Annotated in this window: 14 protein-coding genes and 1 pseudogene; 9 read left to right on the forward strand and 6 right to left on the reverse strand. The window is 63.8% G+C overall.

Going from position 1 to position 16648, the window contains the following annotated elements:
- Positions 1-91: 91 nt before the first annotated feature.
- A complete protein-coding gene (locus BJF92_RS09710; protein ID WP_075634735.1) occupies positions 92-1096 on the reverse strand; it encodes a BMP family lipoprotein in 1005 nt (334 codons plus the stop codon).
- Positions 1097-1353: 257 nt separating this feature from the next.
- Here BJF92_RS09710 and BJF92_RS09715 point away from each other — a divergent pair, with 257 nt between their 5' ends.
- Complete coding sequence (locus tag BJF92_RS09715) at positions 1354-1935, forward strand: amino acid synthesis family protein (RefSeq protein WP_075634562.1); 582 nt, start codon at positions 1354-1356, stop codon at positions 1933-1935.
- Positions 1932-2528 (forward strand): amino acid synthesis family protein, encoded by a 597-nt coding sequence (locus tag BJF92_RS09720; RefSeq protein ID WP_075634563.1) that lies wholly within the window; start codon positions 1932-1934, stop codon positions 2526-2528. Before BJF92_RS09715 ends, BJF92_RS09720 begins: the two co-directional genes overlap by 4 nt.
- 412 nt (positions 2529-2940) lie before the next feature.
- On the opposite strand, the gene BJF92_RS09725 is transcribed toward BJF92_RS09720, so the two are convergent.
- The 3 genes from BJF92_RS09725 to BJF92_RS09735 all read right to left on the reverse strand — a co-directional run bounded on the left by BJF92_RS09725 (position 2941) and on the right by BJF92_RS09735 (position 5459).
- The gene (locus BJF92_RS09725; protein WP_075634564.1) at positions 2941-4122 is read right to left on the reverse strand and encodes an amidohydrolase family protein; all 1182 of its coding nucleotides are present in this window, start codon (positions 4120-4122) and stop codon (positions 2941-2943) included.
- Positions 4123-4213: 91 nt separating this feature from the next.
- Positions 4214-4747, reverse strand: a complete 534-nt coding sequence (locus tag BJF92_RS09730; RefSeq protein ID WP_245294713.1) for a MarR family winged helix-turn-helix transcriptional regulator — start codon at positions 4745-4747, stop codon at positions 4214-4216.
- A 70-nt stretch (positions 4748-4817) separates the two neighbouring features.
- On the reverse strand, positions 4818-5459 hold the full coding sequence (locus tag BJF92_RS09735; RefSeq protein WP_075634566.1) for a cysteine hydrolase family protein: 642 nt from the start codon (positions 5457-5459) through the stop codon (positions 4818-4820).
- 266 nt (positions 5460-5725) lie between these two features.
- On the opposite strand from BJF92_RS09735, the gene BJF92_RS09740 reads away from it, so the two are divergent.
- The 7 genes from BJF92_RS09740 to BJF92_RS09770 all read left to right on the forward strand — a co-directional run bounded on the left by BJF92_RS09740 (position 5726) and on the right by BJF92_RS09770 (position 12698).
- Positions 5726-7087, forward strand: coding sequence for an ABC transporter substrate-binding protein (locus BJF92_RS09740; RefSeq protein ID WP_075634567.1), 1362 nt, complete (start codon positions 5726-5728; stop codon positions 7085-7087).
- A gap of 107 nt (positions 7088-7194) precedes the next feature.
- The gene (locus BJF92_RS09745) at positions 7195-8118 is read left to right on the forward strand and encodes a sugar phosphate isomerase/epimerase family protein (protein ID WP_075634568.1); all 924 of its coding nucleotides are present in this window, start codon (positions 7195-7197) and stop codon (positions 8116-8118) included.
- 65 nt (positions 8119-8183) lie between these two features.
- Entirely contained in the window at positions 8184-9035 is an 852-nt protein-coding gene (locus BJF92_RS09750) for a carbohydrate ABC transporter permease (RefSeq protein WP_245294714.1), read from the forward strand.
- On the forward strand, positions 9032-9898 hold the full coding sequence (locus tag BJF92_RS09755) for a carbohydrate ABC transporter permease (RefSeq protein WP_078057961.1): 867 nt from the start codon (positions 9032-9034) through the stop codon (positions 9896-9898). Before BJF92_RS09750 ends, BJF92_RS09755 begins: the two co-directional genes overlap by 4 nt.
- Before the next feature lie 13 nt (positions 9899-9911).
- Positions 9912-11006: a Gfo/Idh/MocA family oxidoreductase gene (locus BJF92_RS09760; protein ID WP_075634570.1), complete on the forward strand. Its 1095-nt coding sequence runs from the start codon at positions 9912-9914 to the stop codon at positions 11004-11006.
- The gene (locus tag BJF92_RS09765) at positions 11003-11854 is read left to right on the forward strand and encodes an NAD-dependent epimerase/dehydratase family protein (protein ID WP_075634571.1); all 852 of its coding nucleotides are present in this window, start codon (positions 11003-11005) and stop codon (positions 11852-11854) included. The genes BJF92_RS09760 and BJF92_RS09765 overlap by 4 nt, the downstream gene beginning before the upstream one ends.
- A gap of 22 nt (positions 11855-11876) precedes the next feature.
- Positions 11877-12698, forward strand: coding sequence for an SDR family NAD(P)-dependent oxidoreductase (locus BJF92_RS09770; RefSeq protein ID WP_075634572.1), 822 nt, complete (start codon positions 11877-11879; stop codon positions 12696-12698).
- A 331-nt stretch (positions 12699-13029) separates the two neighbouring features.
- Here the strand turns inward: BJF92_RS09770 and BJF92_RS25125 are convergent.
- Both BJF92_RS25125 and BJF92_RS09780 read right to left on the reverse strand, forming a co-directional pair.
- Positions 13030-13155, reverse strand: a pseudogene (locus BJF92_RS25125) (IS3 family transposase); the annotation flags it as partial.
- A gap of 205 nt (positions 13156-13360) precedes the next feature.
- The gene (locus BJF92_RS09780; RefSeq protein ID WP_075634574.1) at positions 13361-16462 is read right to left on the reverse strand and encodes an alpha-mannosidase; all 3102 of its coding nucleotides are present in this window, start codon (positions 16460-16462) and stop codon (positions 13361-13363) included.
- Positions 16463-16648 lie beyond the last annotated feature (186 nt).

Consider the following 16648-nt stretch of genomic DNA (forward strand, 5'->3'; position numbering starts at 1 on the left):
CCTGCGGCTTCCCTCCTTGCCAGACACAAAATCCGTCCCGCAGATGGCATGAATTTAATGGGTCCTGACCCTAGGCCCCGGCGCCTATCCGTCACTTGGCGCGGGCGATCTGGATCTTTCCGTCGACGACGTCCTTGCGGATCGTCTCCAGCTTGTCCTTGATCTTGGCCGGCAGCTTGGCCGCGACGTCGTCGCACAGCTTGACCTCGACACCACCCGAGGCGAGATCGAAAGTGCGGGTGCCGGGCGTTACCTTGCGGCCCTCGACTTCGTCCTTGATGATCGCATAGACGGCGACGTCGCCGCGTTTGAGCATCGAGGCCAGAACGTTGCCCGGCGCGCTGGAGCACATATCGATATCGACGCCGAGCGAATATTTGTCGGCCGCAGCACTGGCCTGCATCACGCCTTCACCGGTCGGGCCGGCAACGTTGTAGACGATGTCCGCGCCCTGGCCATAGAGCGTCATGGCCAGTTCGCTGCCCTTGGCCGGATCATCGAAGGTGCCGGCGAAGACCGCATTCACCTTCACATCCGGCGCGGCATATTTCGCGCCATGCTCATAACCGCCCAGGAAGTTGCGGATCACGGGAATGTCGCGACCGCCGACGAAGCCGATCGCCTTGCCATCGCCGATCTTGTCGAAGGCGGGCCCGAGATCTTCCACCATGCCCGCGAGAGCCCCGGTGATGAACGAACCCTGCTCCTCGGCGAAATTGGCGTAGATCATGGTCTTGCTGTCGAGCACGCCGTCGATGAAAACGAAGCGCTGATTGGGATAGGCGGCGCTGACCTTCTGCAAGGCGTCGACAAGCTCCCACCCCATGACGAAGATCAGATCATACTGGCCGGTCTTGGCGAGGTTGGCGAACTGCTCTTCGTAATCGAGCGCGCGATTGCCCGTGTCGACCAGCTTGAGGTCGATACCGAAATCGCTCTTTGCCTTGTTCAGGCCATTGACGATGGAAATTCCGAAGCCTTGCGCGAAATAGCCGGAGATGGCGGCAATATGAACCTTATCGGCAGCGGCAGACGGCAGGGCGGTGGCAGCCAGCACGAGGCCAGCCGCGGCAAAGCGGGCAAGGATCTTCATCATGTTTCCCTCTGTGAGCCTGAACGGCAATTCCATCAGCACGGTCTTCGATGCCGATTTACTTGATGGTCATACGAATAGTCTTATCTCTCTCCGCCCTTGTCAATTCCTTCCTGATGGTTTTTTTCGCCTATGAATCGCACCACCGCCACGCGGTTTGCGCGAAAAATAGGCACAGGCGCAAGGCGTCTCCTCAGACTCTTGACAGCGCTCCCAGATGATGGATTGTTACCACTCTAACAATATTGGGAAGGGTCACGATGCAGATCTCGGTACGGAAATTCGTCGTCTCGGTCGACGAGATCTTTCATGAAGGAGGGCCGGTGGCCGAAACGCCGCTCAAGCGAGCCGCCATTCTCGCCGTCATCGAAAATCCCTATGCCGGCGCCTATGTGGAGGACATCATGCCCATGATGGAAGCGCTCAAGCCGATTGGCCTCGACATGGCCGCCCGGCTCATCGCCGCACTTGGCGGCGACCCGGCGAACGTCGAGGGATATGGCAAGGGCGCGATCGTCGGCACGGCAGGCGAACTCGAACATGCGGCACTCTGGCACAATCCGGGCGGCTATTCGATGCGCGAACTGCTGGGCGACGCACGGGCGATCGTCCCGTCCGCCAAAAAGGTCGGCGCACCGGGCACGCGGCTCGACGTGCCGATCACCCACATCAACGCCTCCTATGTCCGCAGCCATTTCGACGCGGTCGAGGTTGGCATCGGCGATGCGCCGCGCGCCAATGAGATCGTCCTGGCTCTGGCCATGACCACCGGCCCGCGCATCCATGCGCGCGTCGGCGGTTTGAAGGCGAGTGAGATCAAGGGGGAGGATGGGCTGCGATGAGCGCTATCGAGAGCAGGGGCATCAGGCGGATCGTCACCGTCATGGAGGAGACGCTGATGGAAGGTGGCCGCGTGCTCGACCGGCCCATCCGCCGGGCTGCGTCGGTGGCGGTGATCCACAATCCCTTTGCCGGCCGCTATGTCGAGGATCTTGGCGCGCTGATGGAGACGGGGCGCGATCTCGGGCGCCTTCTGCCCGAGCGCGCGGTGGCGATGCTCGGCATCGAGGGCTCGAAGGTGGAAAGCTTTGGCAAGGCGGCGCTGGTTGGCGAAGACGGCGAACTCGAACATGCCGCCGCCCTTCTCCACCCGCAGCTCGGCGCGCCGTTTCGCGACGTGCTCGGTGGCGGAGCAGCCCTGATCCCTTCCTCCAAGAAACGGGGCGCCCCCGGCGCGCCCTTCGATATTCCGCTCGGCCACAAGGACGCCGCGCGCGTGCGAAGCCACTTCGACGGGATGGAAGTGCGGGTCGGTGACGCGCCGCGTGCCGACGAAATCGCCGTGGCGATCGCGGTAACGGATGGCGGACGCCCGCTGCCGCGGGTCGGCGGCCTGAGCCTCGACAAGATCGTGGGCAAAGACGGCCTGGTCTGACAGTCTGTCCAATCATCGCCGTTGGCCGCCTGCAAATGGCAATGTCTGCGCTTCCGGTGCTCACGGACCTTAAGGACGCTGCGCTCCGGTTCTCGAAATCACCATTTTCGTCAGACCAACAGCAAGTCTTGAACAGACTGTGAGACCGAGACTGACCCGCAGCACATTCACGTATAAGAGACGCCCGCTCGAGATCCGAGCGGGCATTTTCTTGCCGGCCTGCCTGGACAGTCTGTCGCGCAAAAGCGCTCACGGGTGATGCGCACGCGGCATGCGAGACAACAAGGATGCGATGTGACAAGGACGTCGGGCGCGTGAAAGGAAGCCGGGAAAATCACGACGCGCCCTGGAGCCCCGGACTGAAAGACCGCAGGCCACAGGACATGACGCAGCCCGATGCTCCGCAGGTCGATCAGGCGACGCGCTTCTCGGGCACCAGGATCGAGGGCGGCGTGTTGCGACTGCGGCTGATGCGCGGCACACCGTCCACAAGGATCATCCCGATGCCCGGCATATTGCCGAGAACCATGCTGTCGAGCACGTCCTGGCCGGCCCCGCCCATCGCCTGATCGATGAAGACGAGATCGGCCGCGAGACCGACGGCGATGCGGCCACGGTCGTTCAGGCCGCGCAGACGCGCGACGTTTCCAGTGGCAAAACAGATCGCGACTTCCGGTGCGATATCGCCGAGCGAGGCAAGCATGGTGACGAGACGCAGCATGCCGAGGGGCTGGACACCGGACCCCGCGGGACCGTCCGTTCCCAGCACGAGCCGATCCAGCGCGCCCACCTGCCGCACGACATCGAGGACGAACAGACCGGCGCGCATGTTGCCATTGTGGACGATTTCGAGGCCGCGCTTGCTTTCCTCGCAGATCAGCCGCAATTCGCTCTCTGGCAGCGCCGTCGGCCCGCCGTTGAGGTGAGCGGCGACATCGGCGTCGACCTCCAGAACGGTCTCCGCGCCGATGCGGGCCGATCCAGGGATGGAATGACCGCCCACATGGGTCATGGAGGTCATGCCGTTTTGCCGTGCCCAGCCGATCATCCGCCGTCCGGTCGGTCCATCCTTGACGGTTCCGAGCCCGACCTCGCCCACCAGCGTGACACCGGCGGCCGCCAGCTCGACAAAGTCGGCTTCCACCAGTCCGTGTTCAAGAATGAGAGCACCGGCGAGCACCTTCATGCCTCCCGGGGCAAAGGCGGAAAACGCCCGCTGCGCGGTAATGGCCAGGGCCTTGACGCCGATCACGTCGCGCGGACGGCCGGGCAGATGCACCTCTCCGGCCGAAACCAGGGTGGTCACCCCACCATGCAATGTCGACTCGATCCAGCCGAGCTGATTTTGCCTTGGCGTCCAGTCGCCCATCACAGGATGGGCGTGATTGTCGATCATGCCCGGCATGATCGCCGAGCCATTGGCATCGATGATCGTTCCCACGCCATCCGTCGCAAGCTCGGATTCGCGCCCGATTGCCGCGATCTTTCCGTCCTCGATCAGGATCGTGTCGGCCTCCAGCAGCGGCGCGGTCAGATCGCCGGTCAGGATGCGGCCGAGATTGCGGATAAGGAGGCGGTCGGATGAATTGGGCATTGTCTGGTTCCTGCGCTGGAGAGACTGTCGAGAGATGCCGGCTCCGCCTCGGCCAGTCCCGCGCCCCTGCCGTTGCAGGCCGCGCAGGGCGTCAGGCGGCGTCCGGCTCGCCGATGCGGTTGAGCAGATCGAGCAAGGTCGCCTGCTCGGCCGGCGAAAGCGGCGAGAGGAGACGCCGCGCCACCTGCATGGAAAGATCGAGCAGCGGCAGCGTGTACTCCACCCCGGCATTAGTGAGCGCGATCATCGTCATGCGCTGATCCGTGTCGGAACGCTTCCTTGCGATCAGCCCGCGCTTCAGGAGTGCCTTGACGACGAGGCTGATCGTGGACGGGTCCATCTGCGTCATGCGGCCAAGATGGTTCTGCGAGAGCTCGCCATGCTTCAAAAGGGTCGCGAGCGCGGCCATCTGTGTGGGCGTCAGGTCGTCCGAGGGCATCACCGCCTGAAAACAGGCCGTTGCGCGCTGATGCGCACGCCGCAGAAGATGTGCTGCATGGTGTTCCAGCGCATAGCCGGTCCTGGCGTAGTAAGCGAGGATCTCTTCACGCCCCAGAACCGGCACCTCGGCGCTTGCGGCCTCTTCGCTCGGTCGGTCGGCATCCATGGTTTCGACTGTATTCAAAAGATCTTCCGTTCGCTTTGCCATCTTTGCGCTGTCTCCGGCTAACGGCCGGAGGGTAAGCGCTACGTCTTCAGGCCGCAATCATGTTGGTGATGGCCGTCCCCTGGTTGAGTGCGGCAACGACGCTCTGCACGTCCGAGACGACGCCGAAATGGGTGGCGATGTCATAGAGCGAGCTTTCCTGCTCGCGCGGGCCCGTGGCGGCGCAGGCATCCGCCGGCACGATCACCTCGTAGCCGTTGAAGAAGGCATCGTGGACCGTCGAGCGCACGCAAATATTGGTGACGACGCCGAAGACGACCAGCTGATCAATCTGCATGTCCTTGAGCGTCAGATCGAGGTCGGTCTGGAAGAAGGCCGAATAGCGCCGTTTCGTCACATGGATCTCATCGGCCCGAGCGCCCAGATCCTCGATGATCTCGACTGCCCAGGTGTTTTCGAGCCCGTGCGGCGTGCGCTTGGCCCATTCGCGCTCATGGCGCATGCCGGGGCGATGTGCGTCATGCACCCAGATCACCGGCGCACCCGCCTTGCGGGCGGCCTCGATCAGCGCCGTCTGCGGCCCCACGAGACTTTCATAGCCCGGCAACACCATCTTGCCACCGGGCTTGCAAAACTCGTTGATCATATCGACCACGATAAAAGCCGCGCGCTTGGCATCAAGGCGCACCTGCGGATCATTTCGGTGGGCGGAAAAGACATCGAGCGACATGGCTTGCCCCAAGGTCAATGAGAGAGCACGGATTTCATTGATGTTCAAACAAGCAATTCACGCCTTGGAAAGTCAAGTGCTTTTTCACGCCGCACTCGCCAGAACGTGGAAGCATCACAGAAACGCCGCTTCATACCCCATTTTTGGCGAAAATTTTGTCTCCCCCACCCGCTTGACAAGCAAAATCTCTTGATCCTTACTCATATGACCATCAACGATATGGTCTCGGATCGCCCGTCGATGCGAGCACAAAGAGGGGTTCTGTCATGCCTGTTTCTTTGCGTTGTTCCTTCCCACCCTATTCCCGTCCATCCCGTCTCAGCGCCCGCTTGGCCGCCTATGCCTTCGGGATTGCCATGCTTGCCCTGCCCGGCACGACACTGGCCGAGGGCGTCACGCTGAACGTCTTCGGTGGCTCCTCGCTCGACGTTCTGGCGCCGCGCGAGACACCCGAGGTACAGACACGCATTCGCAAGGAGATCGTTGCCGGCTTCCTGAAGAGCCATCCCGACGTGGCTGCCGTGAACTGGGATGCCCAGGGGCCGCAGTCCGGCTCGCTCCAGCGGATGATGACGGCCAAGCTTTCCGCCCAGCCGATCGATCTGGTTGCCTGCTCCGCATTCTGGGTCAACGGCGCCTATGTGCGCCGCGGGCTTCTGCGACCGATCACCGAAGAGGTGAAACCGTTCATCGACAATGTCGATCCTGCAAGCCTTGGCGCCTTTACCGTCAACGGAAAGCTCTATGGCGTACCGATCAGTTCGCTTTCCACCTCGACGATCTTCTACAACGAGGACCTGTTCAAGCGCCTGGGTATTCCAACGCCGCCCAGCTATGAGGATCTCAGGAGCGCCGTGCCGAAACTGAAGGAAGCAGGCGTCATTCCGCTCCTGCACCAGGGCGCCAATTCGGTCATGTGGCCGATGTGGTATTTCGAGACCTTTTCCCAGTCGAGCGGCGACCCAGTGGGGGTGACGCAGCTCCAGCTCGAAGGCAAGACGCCCTTCAACGATCCCGCCAGCGTCGAAGCCTTTCGCCTGATCAAGCAATGGGTCGATGACGGGATCCTATCGAAGGATTCGCTGTCGGTGGATATGGAGGGCATGCGCGCCGCCTTCGCCAGCGGCAAGAACGCGATGTATTACGGAGGCACCTGGGAGGTCCCCTCGCTGAAGGAAAGCGTCAAGACCTTCAGCTGGAACGTGTTCCCCTTCCCGAAAATGCCGAGCACCAAGGGCGAGCCCAAGCATGGCGGCGGCGCGGACAACGGCATGTGCCTGTCTGCCTCGATCGCCGATGACAAGGTCAAGCCGGCGCTCGACTTCATCGCCTATCTGACAAAGCCGGAGGTGGCCAAGATCTATCTCGAAGCCGACAGGCCGATCGCCACCTCGATCAAGGGCGTGGACGGGGTCAACGAGGCCTATGCCAAGGCCCTGCGGGAAACGACCTTTCCTGCAACGATCAAATTCCTCGACTGGATCTGGCCGAGCGAGGTGACGACGGCGGTGGCATCCGGCATCGCGGGTGTCGTCGGCGGAACGGCGACGCCAGAAGAGGCTGCCGCAAGCGTGCAGACCACCTTCAAGGCGCTGGTCGACGACGGCAACTGGCCCCCGAAAGACTGAACCGGCGCGCCGGCCGTCAGGCGCCTACCGCTCGACGGCCGGCAAATCGCGCGACGTCGCCGCCTCTCCGCTCTTCACGGCAAAGACCTCTTTGCAAAGGACGCCCCATGCCCCGCTCCGACCGCCAGCGTTTTTCGATCGGCTACCATCTCAACAGCTGGGACCTGACCGGCCAGCCTCTTCGTCCGGCGCTTGAATTCCTGGCAAAGGAAGGCTTCGGCTGGTTCGAGATCCTCGCCTTCACCAGCCTGTCGGACCAGTTTGTCCGAAAATTCATGCAGCTCGGCGATGTCGCCCCTCCAGGGGTGACGACGGACACCGACATTCTCCGCCGCTATGCGCTGCTGTCGGATGCCCAGAGCGATCTCGGCATCCGGCTCTCCTCGCTCTATGTGAACGCTACCTTCGTCAATCCCGTTTTGTGGGCCTATGAACGTGATTGCCTGTTGACGCTCGCGCGTCTGTTGAAGGGCTTCGGCGCCCCGGTTCTCGTCCTGGGCGGAGGCCCTTCGGAGGCATCCGGCAATCCGCATGGGCCGGAGGATTACCGCGCCTTCTGCCGGGCCCTGGAGGATATCGGGCGACGCACCGCCGATCTCGGAATTTCCACGGTCTATCATCCGCATCTGGACACATTCGTGGAGCGGCGCGACCAGCTCGACCGGATGATGGACGAACTCGATACCCGCCATGCCGGGCTCTGCATCGATCCGGCCCACCTCGCCCAGACCCATTCCGACCCCGTGGACGCGCTGCGCACCTATGTTTCCGCGGTGCGCTACATGCATCTGAAGGACACACGCGTCGATGACAGCCTGGTTGGCCCGGAGCGCTATGCCGCGTTCTGCGAGCTGGGCGCCGGCGTCGTCGATCTCGCGGGCCTGGTCGACGTGCTGATCGAGGCCCGTTATGACGGCCTCGCCATCGTGGAACTGGATGCCTCCCAGAAAACGGCTGAGCAGAGCGCGCAGGAAAGCATTGCCTATCTGCGCGACACGCTGGGGCTTGCGCTCAGCCCCGCCGCCGCCTGAGGCCTCTGCCGATGGCCGGTTCCGCTTTTTTCCGAGTTCGACGCGACAGCGACGGGCTGGCCGCGATGCTGATGCTCGCACCGGCTGCGCTGCTCTTCGGTCTCTTCGTGCTCTGGCCTTTCTTTCGCGGCTTGTGGCTGAGCCTGACGCGCTGGGACGGCTTCTCGGCGCCGATCTTCATCGGTGCCGGCAACTACCTCAAGCTCTTTCGCGACGGGCTGTTTCTCGGCGCGCTGGAGAACAATGCGATCTTTGTCGTGCTCATTCTGATCTTCAAGAACGCGCTCGGCCTCGGCCTCGCCATCCTTCTCGATCGGGCGCTCTTTCTGCGCGGACCCATCCGCGCGGCCGTGTTCATCCCGGTCACGTTGTCCTTCGCGGCCACCGGCCTGCTCTGGTCGTGGATCTACAACCCCATCTTCGGCCTTCTCAACGCCGCGCTCGATCTTTTCGGGCTTTCCGGCCTGAAGCAGTCCTGGCTGGGCGATGCCGACATTGCGCTCTATTCCATCGTCGTCGTCGATATCTGGAAATGGCTCGGCTTCCATGCCGTCATCTATCTCGCCGGTCTGCAGACCATTCCGCACGAGCTCTACGAGGCAGCCAAGATCGATGGTGCCGGCGCCTGGACGCGGTTTCGTCACGTCACGCTTCCGATGATGATGCCCGTCGTCCTCATCAACGTCATTCTCGGCCTGTCCGGCGCCTTCGTCCGCAACTTCGATATCGTCCAGGTGCTGACGCAGGGCGGCCCGAACCACGCGACCGAGGTGGTGATGACGCTGATGGTCAAGACGGCGTTCCAGGATGGCAATATGGGCTATGCCAGCGCCATGGGCTATGCACTGTTCCTCATCGTTGCCCTGACCTGCGTCCTGCTGCTCGGCCTGATGCGCCGCACGAAGGTCGCGCTATGACCGCGCTTGCCCGCCGCCTGCTGCGCGCTCGGATCGCCGGCCGGTCCCTCGGCGAGCTCGCCCTCGTCTACGGCCTTCTTGCTGTCGTGCTGATCGAGACGCTTTATCCGCTGATCTGGGTTCTGTCAGGCTCTTTGAAGACCAAGGAAGAGGTGATCGCCAATGTCTGGGGCCTGCCCTCCGGCTTCGTCTGGCAGAATTACACCGAGGCGTGGCGGGTCGCCGGCATGGGGGAGCGAATCCTCAACAGCGTCATCGTCACAGGCACGGCGCTCGCGATTCTCGTCGTGGCGGCAACGCCCGCCGCCTACGCCGTCTCCCGTCTTGCCTTTCGCGGGCGCACTGTCGTGCTGGCGGTGGTGGTCGCTGCCATGCTGGTGCCGCCGCAGGTCATGGCCATCCCGCTGTTCATGACGGCGCGCGACCTCGGCCTGATCAACAGTCGGATCGGCGTTGCGCTCATCCACGCCGCGTCCAATCTGCCGCTCTCGGTGTTCATCCTGCGCAGCTTCTTCCTGTCGCTGCCCATAGACCTGGAAGATGCCGCGCGCGTCGACGGCGCCGGCCGCTTCCAGTCTCTCTGGCTGATCATGCTTCCCTTGATCCGTCCGGGCATCGCTCTGGTCATGATCTTTGGCTTTATCGAGATCTGGAACGATTTCTTCCTGGCGTTTCTCCTGCTGCGCGATCCCGCGCTGCAGACGATACCGCTCGGGCTGGTCGCCTTCTTCCAGCAATATGGCTCCATGTGGAACCTCTATTTCGCGGCGCTGACAATCACGACCCTGCCGGTGATCGTCGTTTTCGTGCTGATGCAGCGGCAGTTCATCGCCGGCCTCACCGCCGGCGCGGTCAAGGCATGATCCGGAGAACACGATGAACCCATCTCCCTCACGCGCGCCCCTCGGTATCGGCGTCATCGGCTGCGGCGAGATCGCCCAGCTCATGCATCTGCCAATCCTGCATGAGCTGCCGGATGTGCGGATCGCCGCCCTGTGCGACCTGTCCGCAGAGGTCCTCGATGCCCTGGGCCGACGGTTCCATGTCGCGGCGCGCTACCATGATTATGCAGATCTCCTGGCGGACCCGGCGGTCGATGCCGTCGTGATCTGCACCTTCGATCACGGGCCCGTCGTCAAGGCGGCGATTGCCGCCGGCAAGCACTTCATCGTTGAAAAACCTCTCGCCTTCACCGCCGAGGAGGCGCGGCTGCTGGTCGAGGCGGCCGAGCGCAGCGGCCTTGTCGCCCTCGTCGGCTACATGAAGATCTATGATCCGGGCTACCGGCTGGGCATCGACGCGATCGGCCGGATCGGCCGGCCGAAAATGGTTCAGGTCCACGATTTCGCCGGGCGGTTCGATCGATATCAGCAGCTCTACGATCAGGTGCGCGGCAGCGATATCGATCCCGGCGTGCTTGCCGCCGGCCGAAAGGCTGCCGATGACGCCGTGGCGGCCATGCTGGGCAAAAGCCACGCAGCCTATGCCGAGCTCTATATGACGCTCCTGATGCTCGGCAGCCATGATCTCGCCGTGTTGCGCGGGGCTTTCGGACCCGTCGAGCGCGTCGATTATGCGCAGGCGGTCGGCAAAACGCATCTGCTGGCCGTTCTCGGCCTGCCGGGCGGCGTGCCCGCCTTGCTGGAAGTCGCCTTCGGTGCCCTTTATGAATGGTGGGACGAATGGATGACCGTCTACGGGGAGGCCGATGAAGTGCGGATCGATTTCCAGAACCCCTATGTCCGCAATGCGGCTGCGAGCGTGCGGGTGAAGGAGCAGGCCGGCGAAGGCGCAAGCGAGCGGCACCTGCCGGGCACGCCGGACACAGCCTTCCGCCGCCAGTGGCAGCACTTCCTCGCCTGCATCGACAAGGGGGCAACCCCGATGACGCCGCTGGCCGGCGGTCTCGAAGACCTCATCCTGGCGGAGCGGATCATCAAGGCCTTGCCGGCAAGGGACAATCAGCCATGAGCCATATCCTGGTGACCGGATCGAGCGGGCTGCTCGGCCGCCATGTCGCGCAGGCGCTTTGCGCTGCCGGGCACGCGGTCCTCGGACTCGACGTCGCGCCCCCTCCCGCGGGGGCGGCCTGGCACCATGTGACCGGCGAGGCCGGCGAGCTGGCCGTCGTCGCCGAGCTTGCCAAAGGCAGCGCAGCGCTCGTGCATATCGCCGCCATCCCGCGGCCGACGGGGCGCGCCGCCGTGGACGTCTTCAGGGCGAATATGGCAGCGACCTATGCCGCCGTGGAGGCCGCCCGCCTCTCCGGCACGCCCCGTTTTGTCTACGCATCCTCCTTCAGCGTGCTGGGCTATCCCTTTTTCGAGGCCCCTCTCGTACCGCCTTACCTGCCGGTCGACGAAGGCCATCCCATCGGCGCCCAGGACGTTTACGCCACGACCAAATGGCTCGGCGAGGAGCTGGTCGAGGCGATGGTTCGCCGCGGCGCCTTTTCCGCCTTCAGCCTGCGCATGCCCTGGATCCAGACGCCCGAGACCTTTTCCGCCGCGGTTGGCCCACGGCGTCGACAGGCGGAGGCCGCCCGGGACCTGTGGGCTTATCTGGACGCGCGCGACGCCGCCGCAGCCTTCGTGGCAGCCGTGGAGCGGCCCGTTCAGGGCCATCTTCGGCTGTTCCTGAGTGCTGACGATACGTATATGGATCAGGACAGCGCCAGCCTGATCGCCAATGCCTATCCCGCAACGCCGCTGCGCGCCGATCTTGGCGGCCACGCCGCCTTGATCGACACGACGGCCGCGCGCACCCATCTCGGCTTCACCCCGCGCCATTCGTGGCGGACATACCCTTCCCTCGACTGACGAGCCCCGAAAGGATCGCGCCATGCGCTTCAAGGACAAGATCGTGCTCGTCACGGGAGGTGCCGGTGCCATCGGCAGTGCAGCGGCGCGCCGCTTTCTCGCCGAGGGCGCGCAGGTCGCCATCGCCGATCTCGACGGCGACAAGGCAGCCATGCTGGCGAAAGAGCTGGGCGCGGAGGCTGCAGGCTTTGCGGTCGATGTCTCCGATCCGGCCGAGGTCGAAGCGATGGTCGGCGCGGTCGTCGACCGCTTCGGCCGGATCGACGTGCTGTTCAACAATGCCGGCATTTCCGGCACGGTCGCCCCCGTGCACAGGCTGCCCCTTGAGGATTGGAACCGCATCGTCGGCATCAATCTAAACGGCATTTTCCATGTGCTGCGCGCAACGCTTGCCTGCATGATCGCCGGCAAGGTCCAGGGCGCAGTTGTCAACATGGGATCATCCATGGCCGGGTGGGATGTGCTGGCAGGCGGCGCAGGCTATGCCGCGACCAAGCATGCGGTGGTGGGGCTGACCCGGATCGCGGCACTCGACAGCGCACCCTACGGCATTCGCGTCAATGCGATCTGCCCGGGCGTCATCGAAACCCGTCTCGGTGTCCCGTCGATGGACGAGGATGCCTACCAGGCCGGCATCCGCCGCTTCTCAGATCGCATTCCGCTGCGCCGCATCGGCCAGCCCGAGGATGTTGCCGCAGCCGTCGCCTTCCTTGCGTCCGACGATGCGCGGCATGTCACCGGTGCCGATTGGCTGATCGATGGCGGCCAGACGCTGCAAAGCTGGGCCAACGCTCCCGACGAGCCAGCCTTTCCACGCTATGTCGACAGTCCTGATTCCCGCTGATGGCAACGCCTCACCGAAGGAAAGCGCTTCCCCTTTTAACGGAACCGTATCTGGCATTTTCGAGATAGTTCTGGCATTCGGCGGGCTGGATGGTTTCGACCAGCCTGCCGATATGGCGCCATGCCAATAGACGTCGTGCCTGAGCTGCATCCTTCGTCTGACGCGCCAGTCGCCGCAAAGCCTCGCCATCACAGTCGCCCCGTAATGAAATCCCTGATCGCATCGCTGACCTCCGGTTTGCATCAGAGATTCACGTTCACCGCGTCTCGCAAAGGCCAAGGAGTCGAGATCAGCGAGGCTGCGTATCAGAGCTTCCGGCGGACGACGTGCCTCGCAGCATCTCCCGGTCCAGCGTCAGATCGGCAACAATCTTCTTCAGCCGGGAATTCTCATGGTTCAGAGCCTTCAGGCAGCGCATCTCCTCGGGCAGCAGACCCGCATAAGTCTTGCGCCGATTGAGAACTTCGATGCCTTCATGCTTCCGCTCCTGTTCCCATCCGGGAAATTATCGCGGAAAACGCCAGTTATGAACGGTCCAGTCTTTGGAAGACAGAGCGTTGAGGCGCTACGTTCACACCGGTTGCGGCCGCCGAAATGCATCTGGTCGCCATCGCTCGGTCATCATGGCCGGAGTCGACGATCAGATTTGGTCCGTGAGCTCGCTATTGCCCGAAGCGGAAGCTTGCAAGGCCGAAGGGGCGCTCGATGTGGGGCTGACCGTCCTCCAGCCGCACCTCGAATGCATCGACGGTGTGGGCTGTGCCCGGCAGATCGAGATGCAGCGGGCCGCGCCGGCCGGCGGCTTCGGAGAGGCGCAGGACATAACCCTTCCCGTCCATGGCGGGCTTGAGCGCATGGAAGCGCGCTTGCTGTCCGGAGAATGCGACCGGGCGAACGGTAAGATCCGGGCTGGTGGTGGCCGCCACGAAACGCAGCGGATCGGCCAGGAGATCGGCCTCGGCCTGCACGGCCTCGCTCCACCAGCGCCCGTCATGGGGCAGGATCGCATAGGTGAAGCGATGCTCGCCTTCATCCGCCAGCATGTCGGGAAAGGTTGGGCCGCGCATCAGGCTCAGCGTCATGACATTGCCGCGCGCCGAGAAACCATATTTATCGGCCGAGAGCAGGGCGCAACCCCAATCGGTTTCCGAAAGGGACACGAAACGGTGGCCGCAGGCCTCGAACTGGGCGCGCTGCCAGCTCGTATTGGTGTGTGTCGCCCGGCGCGTAACGCCGATCGCCTGGTCGTAGACGGCTTCTTCAGCATGGACCGTGACGGGGAAAGCGGCCCGCAGATAGGTGCGCCGGTCATGCCAGTCGAGGTCGGTCAGGATCTCCAACCGAGGCGAATTCGACCAGAGCCTCATGCGCTGCACGATGCGGCTGGCGGAATGGCGCCGCGCCAGAGTGATTTCCGCCAGATGCGGGCCGGACGCGGTGACCGTCAGCCCCTCCAGCGACAGCCATTCCTCTTCGCCGAGCTCGAAGCCGGGCTCAATGTCCCAAGCGTCGAAATTGCGCGGCAGGTCGTTGCGGTAGAGCATCAGCCGGTTGCCGGGCCCGGCCATCAGTTCGCGGCCGGATGCTTTTTCGATCAGGCTCTCGATGCGGCCATGGGCGTCGAGGCGAACGGCGACCAGCTCATTCTCCAGTTTGCCGATGCCGTCCTCGAGAGAGGCCGCGGCGCGCCGGGCGCTAGCGGTCGCGGCAAAGCCCAGCGCAAGCGGTGCGAGCGGGCGATCGATGGCGGTGACGAAGCCGTCGTCCGTCGGCTGAGGCTGCAGCGCTTCGGGCAGGGGATGCGGGCTTTCGATCTGCACCGCCGTCTTCGCCGAGCCGGAGAGGTTGGCGATGAGAAGGCCGGACGGGCCGTCGCCGGCATGGCGCGCGGCGATCGCGGCGAGACGCTCAGCGATGATCGCGTCAGTGCGCTCCACCACGCCCTCCAGTTCCGGTTCGGTCTGCTCGTAAACCTCACGGATGGAGGAGCCGGGCAGGATGTCGTGGAACTGGTTGCGCAGCATCAGCTGCCAGTCGGCGTCGAGCGCAGGGAAGGGGGTTTCGCCGCCATCCAGCCGGTCGATCACGCTCGCCGCTTCGGCGGCCGCAAGACCATATTCGGCGCGACGGTTAAGCTGCTTGGTGCGGCCCTGCGTCGTCAGCGTGGCGCGGTGATATTCGAGGTAAAGCTCACCCGACCAGACCGGGACGGCCGCCGTTTTCGCGGCCTCGGCAAGCGTCTCGATATGCGTCTCGATGCGCGCATGCTCTATGGTCGGAATGGCAGGCATGAGGTTGAGCAGCGGCATACACTCGATCTGGTCGGGGTCCGGCCCGCCGCCGCCATCGCCCCAGCCATAGGAGGCGATGACCGCATCCGTCATGTCCTTGGCGGCGTGCTTGCTCCACACCTCGCTGAGGGCGGCCGGGGTCATCAGCATGTTGTAGCCGTCATTGTCATAGGCATCGAACATGTGGACGAGAACGCGCGAACCGTCATTGCCCTGCCAGTGGAAGAGATTGTCGTCAAGGCGATTGGTCTCGTTCCAGGAGATCTTGATTGTTACCATCTTGTCGACGCCGGCATGGCGCATGATCTGCGGCATGGCGCCGGTGAAGCCGAACGTATCCGGCAGCCAGGCGACGCGGCTTTCCACGCCGAACTTCTCCTTGAAGTAGGCGCGTCCCTGCATGAACTGGCGCAGAAACGCTTCCGCAGACGGCATGTTGGTGTCGCACTCAACCCACATGCTACCGATCGCTTCCCATCGCCCTTCGGCGATGCGGGCGCGGATCTCCTCGAAAAGGGCAGGGTCCTCTTCTTCGATATGCCGGTAATAGAGGGCGGAGGATTGCAGGAAGCGGAAGTCGGGGTGCTTCTTCATCAACGAATTGACGCTGGCGAAGGTGCGGCCGATCTTGCGCACCGTTTCGGGCTGCGGCCATAGCCAGGCATAGTCGATATGGGCATGGCCGGTGGCGAGAACGCGGCCATGCTTGGGATAGGCGGCACGGAGGTCTGCCAGCAGGCGGTCGAGGTCAGCCGTCGCCACCTCGACGCTCGCGAGTGCTGCCGCATCGAGCGGGGCGGGCGTATCCGTCGGCTCGAAGCTGCGCTCCCAGAGATCCAGCGTCCAGGCGCGTGTGGCAAGCCGAGGCCCAACCTCTGCCGTCGCGGTCGGCAGGCGCAGCGCCGAAAGCGCGACTTCGCCGGCCTCGAACAGCGCGCGCGACAGGGCCTCGTCCTTCACCGTATCGGCCGTGCTTCGCAGAATTTCGATGCGCCGTCGAAGCGCCCGCACCTGCGGATAGAAATGGAGAATCGCCGCTTCCTTAAAGACCGGCGCACGGTTCGGCACGCCGAACAGGCCACGGGCGACCGATTGCGCCTCGATCGTGAAGGCAACGTCGCGCGGCGCATCGAAGCGCTTGTGGCGTTCGTTGCCTGCGAAGCTGTCGATAACGCGGCCCGCCGTATCCTTCAGCCGGATCAGCGTCTCGCCGCCGAAATCGAGCCTCAGCTCTATGCCCGGCCCCTCCGGCAGGGCCACCGGGTCTGTCAGGGTGAAATGATGCACGCCGAAACGATCCGACCAGCTGTCGCCCGGCGACAGCGTGGTCTCGACACCCTGGGGGGACCGCGCGAGCAGGGGGCCGAGGGGAACACGCCGCAGCGTCTCGAAGGCGCCCAGTTCGTCGGCCCAGACCTCCATGTGCCGGGATAGCTGCTCGAGGCTGCGCTGGCGGTCGCGATAGGTCTTCACGGAGGCTCTCCCTGCTTCGGCCTCATCTTAGACCGAAATATTTAATCCATGACAATGATTAAACAGATGATCAGCCCTCACACAATAGGTTGCAGCGCCCTGGCCCTTTGCGCCAAGACGTGGGATCAGCCGTCAAAACAGCCGGGAGCTGTCCCGAATTTCAATGCTTTCCGTGTTTTAATCGCA

It is taken from the genome of Xaviernesmea rhizosphaerae (genome assembly GCF_001938945.1).
In the GTDB taxonomy this organism is placed as follows: domain Bacteria; phylum Pseudomonadota; class Alphaproteobacteria; order Rhizobiales; family Rhizobiaceae; genus Xaviernesmea; species Xaviernesmea rhizosphaerae.